At 35.5% G+C, this 12878-nt stretch carries 12 protein-coding genes and 5 tRNA genes; 14 read left to right on the top strand and 3 right to left on the bottom strand.

Annotated features, from left to right (window positions below):
• Nucleotides 1-28: 28 nt before the first annotated feature.
• A complete protein-coding gene (gene tgt / locus OLM58_RS02870; RefSeq protein WP_017498446.1) occupies nt 29-1159 on the bottom strand; it encodes a tRNA guanosine(34) transglycosylase Tgt in 1131 nt (376 codons plus the stop codon).
• A gap of 297 nt (nt 1160-1456) precedes the next feature.
• Between tgt and OLM58_RS02875 the strand changes: the two genes are divergently transcribed.
• The 3 genes from OLM58_RS02875 (at nt 1457) to OLM58_RS02885 (ending at nt 4446) form a co-directional block, all read left to right on the top strand.
• A complete protein-coding gene (locus OLM58_RS02875) occupies nt 1457-2317 on the top strand; it encodes a polysaccharide deacetylase family protein (protein ID WP_264531130.1) in 861 nt (286 codons plus the stop codon).
• Nucleotides 2318-2568: 251 nt separating this feature from the next.
• Nucleotides 2569-3417 (top strand): transketolase, encoded by an 849-nt coding sequence (locus OLM58_RS02880; protein WP_017498448.1) that lies wholly within the window; start codon nt 2569-2571, stop codon nt 3415-3417.
• 75 nt (nt 3418-3492) lie between these two features.
• Complete coding sequence (locus tag OLM58_RS02885; protein ID WP_264531131.1) at nt 3493-4446, top strand: transketolase family protein; 954 nt, start codon at nt 3493-3495, stop codon at nt 4444-4446.
• Between the two features lie 325 nt (nt 4447-4771).
• Here the strand turns inward: OLM58_RS02885 and OLM58_RS02890 are convergent, their stop codons facing one another.
• Nucleotides 4772-5956, bottom strand: a complete 1185-nt coding sequence (locus tag OLM58_RS02890; protein WP_264531132.1) for an FKBP-type peptidyl-prolyl cis-trans isomerase — start codon at nt 5954-5956, stop codon at nt 4772-4774.
• 79 nt (nt 5957-6035) lie between these two features.
• Here OLM58_RS02890 and OLM58_RS02895 point away from each other — a divergent pair, with 79 nt between their 5' ends.
• Together OLM58_RS02895 and OLM58_RS02900 are read left to right on the top strand one after the other, a co-directional pair.
• On the top strand, nt 6036-6425 hold the full coding sequence (locus OLM58_RS02895; RefSeq protein WP_173967599.1) for an RNA-binding S4 domain-containing protein: 390 nt from the start codon (nt 6036-6038) through the stop codon (nt 6423-6425).
• Nucleotides 6426-6549: 124 nt separating this feature from the next.
• Nucleotides 6550-7050 carry a phosphoribosyltransferase domain-containing protein gene (locus OLM58_RS02900; RefSeq protein ID WP_264531133.1) on the top strand — a complete coding sequence of 167 codons (501 nt, stop codon included), beginning with the start codon at nt 6550-6552 and terminating at the stop codon, nt 7048-7050.
• Here the strand turns inward: OLM58_RS02900 and OLM58_RS02905 are convergent.
• Nucleotides 7042-7560, bottom strand: a complete 519-nt coding sequence (locus OLM58_RS02905) for a shikimate kinase (protein WP_264531134.1) — start codon at nt 7558-7560, stop codon at nt 7042-7044. The genes OLM58_RS02900 and OLM58_RS02905 overlap by 9 nt on opposite strands.
• Nucleotides 7561-7687: 127 nt before the next feature.
• Here OLM58_RS02905 and OLM58_RS02910 point away from each other — a divergent pair.
• The 9 genes from OLM58_RS02910 to OLM58_RS02950 all read left to right on the top strand — a co-directional run bounded on the left by OLM58_RS02910 (nt 7688) and on the right by OLM58_RS02950 (nt 12828).
• Nucleotides 7688-7760, top strand: a tRNA-Lys gene (locus tag OLM58_RS02910).
• A 38-nt stretch (nt 7761-7798) separates the two neighbouring features.
• Nucleotides 7799-7871: transfer RNA gene (locus OLM58_RS02915), tRNA-Lys, on the top strand.
• Between the two features lie 41 nt (nt 7872-7912).
• A tRNA-Leu gene (locus OLM58_RS02920) sits at nt 7913-7995 on the top strand.
• Nucleotides 7996-8439: 444 nt separating this feature from the next.
• On the top strand, nt 8440-9324 hold the full coding sequence (locus OLM58_RS02925) for a lysophospholipid acyltransferase family protein (protein ID WP_264531135.1): 885 nt from the start codon (nt 8440-8442) through the stop codon (nt 9322-9324).
• A 387-nt stretch (nt 9325-9711) separates the two neighbouring features.
• Nucleotides 9712-9784: transfer RNA gene (locus OLM58_RS02930), tRNA-Lys, on the top strand.
• 38 nt (nt 9785-9822) lie between these two features.
• Nucleotides 9823-9895: transfer RNA gene (locus OLM58_RS02935), tRNA-Lys, on the top strand.
• Between the two features lie 272 nt (nt 9896-10167).
• Complete coding sequence (locus tag OLM58_RS02940; RefSeq protein ID WP_264531136.1) at nt 10168-11112, top strand: DUF4421 domain-containing protein; 945 nt, start codon at nt 10168-10170, stop codon at nt 11110-11112.
• Between the two features lie 125 nt (nt 11113-11237).
• Nucleotides 11238-11738, top strand: a complete 501-nt coding sequence (locus OLM58_RS02945; protein ID WP_264531137.1) for a tetratricopeptide repeat protein — start codon at nt 11238-11240, stop codon at nt 11736-11738.
• Between the two features lie 127 nt (nt 11739-11865).
• Nucleotides 11866-12828, top strand: a complete 963-nt coding sequence (locus OLM58_RS02950; protein WP_264531138.1) for an ion channel — start codon at nt 11866-11868, stop codon at nt 12826-12828.
• The last annotated feature ends 50 nt before the right edge of the window (nt 12829-12878 follow it).

The raw sequence follows: 12878 nt of genomic DNA on the forward strand, positions 1-12878 counted from the left end.
AATAAACGATTAAACAAATCAACTTATTTTAAAGTCTTTGACTCATATTTTTAACCATCATTTCTTTCCATGGTCTGAAATCGCCTGCTAAGATATGTTTTCTGGCTTCACGAACCAACCACATGTAAAAACCAAGATTGTGAATTGTCGCAATTTGTTTTCCTAAATACTCGTTAGCCGCAAATAAGTGACGCAAATACGCTTTTGTATATTCTGTATCCACAAAAGTATGTCCCATTTCATCGATTGGAGAAAAATCAGCTTCCCACTTTTTATTCTTGATGTTGATCGTTCCGTTTGCTGTAAACAACATACCGTTTCTGGCATTACGGGTTGGCATTACACAATCGAACATATCAATTCCTAAAGCAATATTTTCTAAAATATTAATCGGAGTTCCAACTCCCATTAAATAACGTGGTTTGTCCTCTGGTAAAATTTCGCAAACTACTTCGGTCATGGCATACATTTCTTCTGCAGGTTCTCCTACAGACAAACCTCCAATTGCATTTCCTTGTTGTCCTGCATTTGCAATATATTCTGCCGACTGACGACGTAAATCTTTATAAGTACTTCCCTGAACAATTGGAAAAAATGTTTGCTCGTATCCATATTTATAAGGTACTTTATCCAAATGATTGATACAACGATCTAACCAGCGGTGAGTCATGTGCATCGAACGCTGTGCATATCTGTAATCACACGGATAAGGTGTACATTCATCAAAGGCCATAATAATATCGGCTCCAATAGTACGTTGAATTTCCATTACGCTTTCCGGCGAAAAAAAGTGGTACGAACCATCAATATGAGATTTGAACTTTACTCCTTCTTCCTTAATTTTTCTGTTATTAGAAAGGGAGTACACCTGATATCCTCCAGAATCCGTTAAAATATTACGATCCCAATTCATAAATTTATGCAATCCACCTGCTTTCTCCAGAATTTCGGTCTGCGGACGTAAATACAAATGATAGGTATTTCCAAGAATAATATCCGGATTGATATCGTCTTTAAGTTCTCGCTGATGCACTCCTTTTACAGAAGCCACCGTCCCGACAGGCATAAAAATAGGCGTTTCGATTACGCCGTGATCTGTAGTAATACTTCCCGCTCTTGCTTTAGATTGCGGATCTCTTTGTAATAAATCAAACTTCATCTGTTTCTTTTTTCAGTCGGCAAAGATAAGCTAATTTCAGGGAAAATTAATTAGATAATTTGGCAATTAGAAAATTAGATAATTTGGATGTTGGATTGTTAGATTATTGGATCGCTGGAATTCTAGATAGTCCGATTATTTAGACAACTTCATTTTTAATGCAGGCAGAAACCTGAAACTTTTAAACCTGAAACCTGAAACTTGAAACCATAATACGCATTTATCATGAAAAAAATCTAAATTTGATAAACCAGAAAATCCGCTTAATCTCCTCTATACACAAAGACAACTAAAAAAATGAACCTAGCACAAAAACTTGGATATCCTGAAAATACTAAACTATTAATTATTCATGCTGACGATGCCGGCCTGTCGCATTCTGAAAATCAGGCAACCATAAAAACACTGCAAAATGGCTTTGTAAACTCTTACAGCATAATGGTTCCCAGTCCATGGTTTTTCGAAATGGCTAATTTTGCCAAAGACAATCCGCAATACGATTGTGGAATTCACCTCACCTTAACCTGCGAATGGGAGAATTACAAATTTGGTCCGGTTCTTCCACTTTCTGAGGTTTCAAGTTTAACAGATCAAAATGGTCATTTCTACAAAAACAGAACTGATTTTAAAAATAATGCAAAACTTCCTGAAATCAGGAAAGAACTTACCGCTCAAATCGAAAAAGCTTTACAATTTGGAATTCAGCCTACCCATCTTGATTCACACATGTGCAGCATCGGTGTAACTCCTGAAATTTTAGAAATCTATAAAGAACTCGGAAAACAATACAATCTTCCGGTTTTCATAAACAAAAAATTTGTTGAATCCATCAGTTTATCACACGAAAAATACAATTTTGAAAACACTCTTCTCGCTGATCATTTATTGATTGGGTATTTTTCGGACTTTGAAAAAGGGGAATTAAGAAAATCATACTCCAAGGCGCTGGACAATGCCATCCCGGGATTAAATGTATTTCTGCTTCACCCTGCTTTTGACGATTTCGAAATGCAGGGCATCACCCTAAATCATCCTAATTTTGGTTCGGCCTGGCGACAAATTGACTTTGACTTTTTTACCAGTGAAGAATGCGGCGCAAAGCTGAAAGAAAACAACATCCAACTGGTGACCTGGCGAGAGATTGGATCAATTAGATAATGAGATAATTTGGCAATTAGTTAATTCTCCTTTTTACAATCTCATAAAAACGGGATGACAGACAAAGCGGGCTTTAAAATCATGGCGCTGCCAATTTTTTACTTTATAAAATCGAAACAATCCCTTTTTTTCTCTGTACGAATACAAAAAAGAGTGATATTTTCATTTTTACAGGAAACTAAAGCGAAAAATCATTTGTCTCCCCGCAAAATAAAAATTACTTTTGCACCAGTTTAACTTTTACACATAAAATGAAGCCTAACACACAACAATTAAGCGATTTAACTATCCAAGTAAGAAGAGACATTCTTCGAATGGTACATGCTGTCAACTCAGGTCACCCAGGTGGTTCATTAGGTTGTACTGAATTTTTGGTAACACTCTACCAAAACATTATGGAACGCAAAGAAGGTTTTGATATGAACGGAATTGGAGAAGATCTTTTCTTCCTTTCAAACGGACATATTTCTCCTGTTTTTTATAGCGTATTAGCACGTAGCGGTTATTTCCCTGTTTCAGAACTTGCCACTTTCAGATTACTAAACTCTCGTTTGCAAGGACATCCAACAACTCATGAAGGATTACCTGGAATTCGCATGGCTTCTGGTTCATTAGGACAAGGTTTATCTGTAGCTATTGGTGCTGCCGAAGCAAAAAAACTAAACAAAGACAATCATTTAATTTACAGCTTACACGGAGATGGTGAATTACAAGAAGGTCAAAACTGGGAAGCTATCATGTATGCTTCTGCTAAAAAAGTAGACAACCTTATTGCAACTGTAGACGTTAACGGAAAGCAAATTGACGGAACAACTGACGAAGTTTTGGCAATGGGAAGTCTTCGTGCAAAATTTGAAGCTTTTGACTGGGACGTTCTTGAAATTAAAGAAGGAAACAACATCGAAGCTATTATTGCAGGTTTAAACGATGCAAAATCAAGAACCGGAAAAGGAAAACCAGTTTGTATTTTGCTATATACAGAAATGGGTAACGGAGTTGATTTTATGATGCACACACATGCGTGGCATGGTAAAGCACCAAACAACGATCAGTTGGCAAGTGCTCTGGCTCAAAACACATCAACTTTAGCAGACTATTAAAAACAGCTTTAAGCCTTAAGCAGTAAGCTTTATGCCTATTGCCTACAGCCTATTGCGTACAGCAAAAAAACAAAAATGAAAAAATATACAAATACAGGAAGTAAAGATACTCGTTCGGGTTTTGGAGCGGGAATGACTGAACTAGGTCAAAAGAACGAAAATGTTGTAGCATTATGTGCGGATCTAATTGGATCATTAAAATTTGATGATTTCAAAAAAAATCACCCGGAACGTTTCTTTCAAATCGGAATCGCTGAAGCGAATATGATTGGAATCGCTGCAGGTTTAACTATTGGAGGAAAAATTCCTTTTACAGGAACTTTCGCTAACTTTTCTACAGGAAGAGTTTATGACCAAATTCGTCAATCAGTTGCTTATTCTGACAAAAACGTAAAAATATGTGCTTCTCACGCCGGTTTAACACTAGGTGAAGACGGAGCAACACACCAAATCCTTGAAGATATTGGATTAATGAAAATGTTACCGGGAATGACTGTAATCAATACTTGCGATTACAATCAGACTAAAGCAGCTACTTTAGCATTAGCAGATCACCACGGACCGGCTTACTTACGTTTCGGTCGTCCGGTAGTACCTAACTTCACTCCTGCTGACGAACCTTTCGTAATTGGAAAAGCAATTTTACTAAACGAAGGAACTGATGTAACAATCGTTGCAACAGGACACTTAGTTTGGGAAGCACTTATTGCTGCCGAAGCTCTTGAAGCAAAAGGAATCTCTGCTGAAGTAATCAACATTCACACCATTAAACCTCTTGACGAAGAAGCCATTCTAAAATCATTAGCTAAAACAAAATGTGTGGTAACCGCTGAAGAGCACAACATTCTTGGAGGTCTTGGAGAAAGCGTTTCAAGAGTATTAGCACTAAACCATCCGGCACCGCAGGAATTTGTTGCTGTTAACGATAGTTTTGGCGAATCGGGAACTCCGGAACAATTAATGGAAAAATACAAATTAAACAATCAGGCGATTGTTGAAGCTGTAGAAAGAGTAATCAAAAGAAAGTAATCACCTTCATTTTCTTACTTAATAAAAATACCCCGAAAAGCAATTTTCGGGGTATTTTGTTTTAATCCTACTTTTAGAAAAAGAACAAAGAAAACAGAATCCCAGATATAGAACATCCCTAAACCTCCATATATATTCTTACAAAACACTAAGCTTTCTTTTTCTGTCTATTTAAAAAACATACTCCATCTATAAAACCTGCAAGAAACAAACTTTTTAAAATCCTGTCAATCTGCAAACTCAAATAAGTAAAAACCCTATCTGTCAAGCATAAAAAAACCTCGAAATCACTTTCGAGGTTTTACATTTTAACACGAGTTAAAACTTAATTTTGTTTATACGGATAAGTCTTATCCAAATGAATTCTCAGTCTTGGCTTGTCTGTATAATCTGCTTCTATGTATTTTCTGGAATTGGTATACGATTCCGGTTTACTAGGATCTGCAAGTGCTCCCGTTGGTCTTCTCGGAATACCTCTTGGCTCAGTTTCATCTACATTAGGAGTCCCCGGATTATCTATAACCGGCTCCCAAGGATAATACCTACTCACACCATAATTAATCCCATTTACGATACCAATTTCTCCTGCAGGCTTCGTAATTTCAAATCGGGTTGTGAATCCGTCACCATCATCGTCTAAATCCAGAAAATCAGAAACTCCGTCACCATCGGTATCATACACTTTATCATTTTTTGGCGGATTTGGATACTTAGTCTTATTCAGGCTATAATCATACAGATAACCATCTCCATTAAGATCTTCCAGATAATCCGGAACCCCGTCTCCTACAAAAACCAGACCAGTTGAAGAAAGAGTATACTCATTATCCATTCTTTGAAGATCGAACAGCTTAAAGCTGAAAACAATAGGCGAATAAGCCGGAATTTTATCTTTAGTTTCACCATAATAAGCCAGTCCCGAAGGCAAAAACATTACTCCCGCACCATAATCAGTATACGAAATTACACCATTGCTGTCTGTCTTTGAGAAACCAGTTTTAAACTGCGGAAAGATTTCAGACCAGCCTTCTATTACAGTTCCCTCAGTGGCCGTGCTATTAGAATACGGAAATAAAAGGAAATTACCAGGAAACCCATTAGATGAATCAAAAACAGTCCCGTTTAACAAATTACCAGAATAGGAAGCTACAATTTTATCTGTATTTGTTGGGGAATTCCCCATTCCTTTTCTTAAAATTAAAAAATATACATCATAGTAAACATCATTACTATACACTTTTCTGATTCCTAAAGTATAAGTTTTTTGATCCCAGATAGAAGTTTGTGCCCCGCCGGCAGGGATTTTAGAAATTTTAACATCAAAATCGGCAGTAACCGACTCTATGTAATTTGTCTTTAAATATTTGACAATAGAATCATTATCAGCTTTATATTGCGTAGCATAATCTCTTAATGGAACCACCACCACTTCATCATCATCCTTTTTACTACAAGAAACAAACGAAATACCTGCAAGCAATAAAATAAAATAATATTTAAATTTATTCATTATTGTTAATTTTTTAGGTGCGCAAGATACAATATTGATTTATTTTTGTAAAGATTTTAACTTCGATTTTAGAAAAATTATGAGAATAGATAAATACCTCTGGTGTGTACGATATTACAAGACCAGAAACATGGTTACAGAAGCCTGTAAAAAGAACCATATCACTGTAAATGGGCAAGTTGCCAAACCATCCAAAGAGGTTTTTCCAACCGACAGAATTACTTTTAGGAAAGATCAGATCACACAAATTATAACCGTACTCGACATTCCCGAAAGCCGTGTTGGAGCAAAATTGGTCGACATATACCGAAAAAACGAAACTCCGCCTGAAGCATATGCTCACTTAGAATTACTAAAATTATCAAAAGAGCATTATCGCAAAAGCGGTACCGGAAGACCTACCAAAAAAGACCGTCGTGATATTGACGAATATGGAAATGAAATTTTTGATGAGGAAGAAGAAGTTTAAATTCCAATTTTTAAATTCTAAAATCCCAAACTTACGTCCGTAAAAATTTCAAACAGATAAAATCATAAAATCCCATTATCAAAATTGGAATTTAAATTAATTATATTAGCAAAAAAAATAAATCATGAGCAAGAATATCATTTTAACCAATCAGGAAATCGAACACAAAATAAAACGTATCGCTTATCAGATATACGAGACTTTTGTTGATGAAGACGAAATTGTAATTGCAGGAATTGCTTCGAATGGTTCTGTTTTTGCTCAAAAGCTAGCCTTGTCCTTAACCAGCATTTCAACACTTAAAGTTTCCCTTTGCGAAGTTAAAGTCGACAAACAAAATCCACAATCACCTATCTATACCTCATTAACCAAAGAAGCGTACGAAAACAAAGGTCTGGTTTTAGTAGATGACGTTTTAAATTCCGGCACTACTTTAATATATGCTGTTCGTCATTTCTTAGATGTTCCGCTTAAGAAATTCAAAACAGCAGTATTGGTTGACAGAAATCACAAGAAGTATCCGGTAAAAGCCGATTTTAAAGGAATCTCTTTGTCTACTTCTTTATTAGAGCACGTACAGGTTGTTTTTGACGATAACGGCGACAACTATGCGTTCTTAAGCTAAAATAGCTAAAATATCCTGAACCGTTTCTTCGACAGTTTTATCATCAACCGTAACCTTATACTGAGCCTGGTTGTAATAAAAGCTTCTGTCGAACAAATGTTTCGCGATAAATTCTTTCATTTCCTCTTCATTCATTTCAGCGATTAACGGTCGTTTACTTTTATTATGAACCAATCTTCCATATAAAGTTTCAATGGAAGCCTTTAAATAGATTGAAACAACATCTTCTCCTTTTAGTAATTCATGGTTATTAGCGTAACAAGGTGTTCCTCCTCCCAAACCTATTATACTTTTTTCAGGAGACCGAAGCAATTCTACAAAAATTTCATGTTCTAATTTTCTAAAATAAATCTCTCCGTGTTTCTCGAAAATCTCATTTATTGATAAATTGACTCTATCTTCGATGCATTGATCCAAATCCAGAAATGGAATATTTGTAATTTTTGACATATTTTGAGCAATCGTTGACTTCCCGCACCCCATATATCCTAACAATATAATTTTTTTCATTTTAATAATACCTTATAAACTAAGCGGTTGTAAATTTTACTTAAAAAAAGACAAATTTATAATAAATAAGCTTGGAAATAATAAAAAAAACTTCTTATATTTGCACCCGCGTTCAAGAAACGAATATGACTCGATAGCTCAGTCGGTAGAGCACATCACTTTTAATGATGGGGTCCTGGGTTCGAGCCCCAGTCGGGTCACAAATTGTGACTCACAATACAAGTTTCTTGACAGCATTGACTCGATAGCTCAGTCGGTAGAGCACATCACTTTTAATGATGGGGTCCTGGGTTCGAGCCCCAGTCGGGTCACAAAGGTCGAGTATTAATTTACTTGACCTTTTTTAATTTTCGGCCATGTGGAGAAACGGTAGACTCGCCATCTTGAGGGGGTGGTGCTCGCAAGGGCGTGAGGGTTCAAATCCCTCCATGGTCACAAAATCAGCCTTACCCAAATTATAAACACCTGATTTACAGGTGTTTATTTTTTTTACTAGCTCGTATTTCCACCATATCCCCACATCTATGAGTGAAAACAAATAAAAAAGCGCAAACCAATAAACATAAGGGTTTGCGCTTTTTTATTTTAATCCCCCCAACAAATCTTATACAAAACAACCAAAACCGGAAGAATCAACTTAAGAAATAGTTTCCTAAATACACCCTGTTTTATAGTTCAGAAATAAATCGGATAAACCTGTAAACTTTTTGGCTTTTCGGACAACTACCTGCAAATACATTTTTTTACATAAATATCACCACTTATTACATCAAACAACCCTCTTACTACATTACACAAAATACCAAGCTCTATCCATCTAACTTTACAATAAAGCTACACCACCATCTAACCTATTTTAACATCAATAAATTTTAAAATTTGTTTTTTTTCTATTTCATCATCTATCTATTAATATGGCTCATTTCGATACAGCCATTTTTCTTATTATATATCTTTTCAGATTTGATGTATTACCTACTTTACTATGTAATACAATATCGAAAAAAAACGGTCATGCAAAACATAAAACACACCTTACCTTTATTAACAAAAGAAAAACAATTAACCATTCAGAAAAACTATTATCGCCATCTGTGTGACATGTTTTTTGAAATCATAAAAGCTCTAACACTTTCAGAAAAAGAAAAAATCAAACGCTGCTCATTTACAAACATTGAAGTTTACGAAGAATTCCAAAAAAAGGAAAAAAGCATTATTATCATGGGAGCTCATTATGCAGGATATGAATGTGCAACAATGCTCAAAAACCATTCCGCATCTGAATTATATTTTATCACTAAAAAATTCAAAAATTACTACGCTAACCGTTTGATCTGCGCCATTCGAAAAAGATATAAAATAATTCCCCTCGAAACAAAAAAAGTAATCTCTGTTATTTCAGACAATAGTACTGCTAAAAAAAAAGCCACGTATGTATTTATTTGCGATCAATCTCCTAAATTGAGTCCTTCAAATTACTACACTTCTTTTATGGGAATTGAAACACCTTTTCACATTGGTCCCGAAAAACTTTCCAAACGTTACAACATGAACATCCTTTTTCTTAAAACAAATAAAGTCAAACGAGGTCATTATGAGGTTAGTTTTGAAGTCATAACTACTAATGCCCAAAAAACAAAAGAAGGTGAAATCACTCAACAATACATTAAATTAGTTGAAGAGCAAATCCATAAGGCTCCTGAATATTATTTATGGTCTCACAAAAGATGGAAGCATAGCAAACAAACTCCCTGTACGAAATAGCATTATAGATAGATATATTTATTTAAATTCTGCACAAACCTAATATCAAAAATATTATGCTACTGTTAGCACCTATTTTATCCATATTTTTCTTTTATGCTTCGTTTCATTTCTTTCGTTTCTGATACAATGGAACAATTCATTCTCTTAAAGCATTTCAGCAAAGTAATTTCAATATAAATACCCCCTTAACTACCGGCAAAAAACCTCCAATTTCACACTTTTACAACCGCCCTCAGAAATAAAACACCTTAAATACACTTAATACTTCATACTTAGATCCTGCTTTTCAATCCATTAGCACTTTATTATATTTAAGTTAAAAGAAGGTTATGATATATCCAAAATAACTTCTTATATTTGCACCCGCGTTCAAGAAACGAATATGACTCGATAGCTCAGTCGGTAGAGCACATCACTTTTAATGATGGGGTCCTGGGTTCGAGCCCCAGTCGGGTCACAAACTGTGATTCACAATACAAGTTTCTTGAAAGCAATGACTCGATAGCTCAGTCGGTAGAGCACATCACTTTTAATGATGGGGTCCTGGGTTCGAGCCCCAGTCGGGTCACAAAAGGTCAAGTATTAATTTACTTGACCTTTTTTTATTCCTAAGCCTTACCTTAAACCATTAGACACTATTGCGGTAAATCAAACACCTAAATTTATAATCGTTTAAAGTCACTCCCTATTACAGCCTTGAAATCAATAAATCCGGATGTGGCCCCAGAAAACTTAACAAAAGATAGAATGTTTTAAATATCTTTGAACTATAAACCTATCAACACAACCGAAACAAATTAAACAAAGCACAATCTTAATCATCTACTTTTCGAGAATCTAATGAAATTCTATTTTTCGCTGCTGCTTATTTTTGTTTTTCCGTATTTCTGCACTGCACAGATTGACACTAGCTACATCAAACCTTTTGAAAATAAAGCTTCCATAAGAACCTATTTATCGATGAAATTCATTTCGCTGCAACAGGAAACAGGAGGCGATATGAAAAGATTCATGCCTAATACACCAATGAGCTTAGGTTTTGGTGTTTCTGTAAAAAATACCATAATCGATTTTAGTTACGGTTACGGACTAAGCTTTCTGAAAGACAAGGAAAAAGGAAGAACCAAAGCACTCGATTTTCAGATTCATAACTACGGAAGAAAATTCATAATTGATCTTTTCATTCAAAAATACCACGGTTTCTATACTGCCGATGATGCCGACAAAAACATACAATTATACCCCGATCTCAAAATCCAGCAATATGGTGCTTTTGGCCAATATGTTTTTAACAACAAAAAATTCTCCTATAAAGCTGCCTTTGTTCAAAATGAAAGACAATTAAAATCAGCGGGAAGCTTCCTGCTTGGCGGAGGAGTTTATTTTTCGAAAATAGGCTCTGATAGCTCTTTTGTACACAAATCTAAAAACTCACTACGTAATTTTCAATTTGGAATTAGCGGAGGTTATGCGTACACCTGGGCAATTAGCAAAAGATGGTTTACCAGCGGATCAGTAACCATAGGTGCAAATGTAGGCACCGAAAGAATAAATGATTTCGGAAAACAAAAGATCGAAATTTATCCCACATTTTTTCCCAGAATAGCCTTGGGCTATAACAAAGAGAGATGGTCACTTGGTCTATCCTATCTCAATAATTCTACATTCTCCGCTTTCTCTGACAATAACAAAAACAACATTGGTTTGTCTTCGGGAAATTTCCAGATTGGTGCCATCTGGAGGTTAAACACTACCCCCTTTTTAAGTAAGAAGAAACCGGAATAAAATATCGATCCTTCTCTTCGAAAAAAAATAATAAATATTTGACAAAAGTACTTCTCTTGCAAAACAAAACTTCATTAAATTCGTTTCCTGAATTATTAACCTACTAACTAATCCCAAATTGGTTTATGAAAAAATTTCTATTAGTATCATTTGTTATGATCACCTGCTCTACCTGGGCACAATCTGCAACCGGCTATTTTGACAAAGCCCTGAAAAAAGCTGAAGCCGGCAATACAAAAGGAGCAATTGCCGATTACACAAAAGCCATCAGCATGAATTCAAAATTTGTAGAGGCCTATCAAAATCGCGGTGTTGCAAAACTAAAACTCAATGACCTTAAAGGCGCCCTTGCTGATTTTAGCAAAACCATCGATTTAGACAGCATGAATGCCGACGCCTTTACCGGAAGAGCAAACGTAAACTACAAGTTAATGAATTTTAAAGAAACCGTTGCAGACTGTACCTCATCTTTAGGTTTAAATCCAAAAGATTATATCGCTTACAATCTGAGAGGTTTGGCTTATAACAAAATCGGAGATCAGAAAAATGCCTGCAAAGATTTTACAAAAGCAATAGAATTAGGCAGCCAAAGCGCTATCAAAAACAAATCAACTTTTTGCAAATAAAGTAAAATCTTATCGCAATAAACACAAAAGCAATCTGCAGAATTACCATTCACAGATTGCTTTTTCTTTACAGCCCATTTCCTGATCTCGCAGATATTTTTACATTTGTTGTTTAAACCAATCTGCAATGGCGCTTCTCAAGAAAATAAACCAGAAAGCTCAACCCGATATTAATTCCGGTTTCGGATCAAATGCAAACAGCTACGGAAGCCGTTTTGTAAACAAAAACGGAACGCCCAATGTCGAAAAAAGAGGAATGCATGTACTTCGTCGCATTAGCTGGTACCACACCATGATCGATATGCCAAACTGGAAATTCATGCTTATCCTTTTTTCGTTTTATATTAGCATCAATTTTATTTTTGCACTTGCTTATTATGCTATCGGAATTGAAAATCTTAACGGAATTAAGCAATCAGAAGGCATACTGATTCAGTTCGGACAGGCTTATTTTTTTAGCGCGCAGACTTTTACTACTGTAGGATACGGACATATCAGCCCCACCGGATTTTTAACAAGCGCTCTTTCTGCTGCCGAAGCTTTGATTGGATTGCTGAGCTTTGCCATAGCAACCGGTCTGTTCTTTGGAAGATTTAGCAAACCAACCGCTTTTTTAAAGTTTGCCGATCATGCCTTAATTTCACCTTACCAAGATAAGAGAGGCCTCATGGTACGTCTTGTTCCTTTTAAAAATACCAATTTTACTGATGCTACTGCCAGAATGACTCTGGGATTAAGCCTGGAAGAAAATGGTCAAAAAACCAATAAATTCTATAGCTTAGACCTTGAACTGGAACGTATAAATGCGCTTTCTTTAAGCTGGACACTGGTACATCCCATCACAGAAAGCAGTCCATTATATAATTTTACCGAAGAAGATTTTAAAAAAGTACATGGCGAAATACTGGTTTTCATTACCACTTTCGACGATATGTACAGCAATACCGTGGCCGCAAGAACTTCTTATACCTTTGATGAAGTAATTTACGGAGCCAAATTTGAGACAATGTACAACAGGAGTAAAGATGGCTCTAAGACGATTCTTCATTTAGACAAATTAAATCATTATCAATCTGTAAACATCTCGTAACCTGTGTATTTCAGACAAATTATAAGGTAATTTGAGATTTTATTCTATTT

Origin of the sequence: Flavobacterium sp. N502540 (genome assembly GCF_025947365.1) — a bacterium.
Lineage (GTDB): Bacteria > Bacteroidota > Bacteroidia > Flavobacteriales > Flavobacteriaceae > Flavobacterium.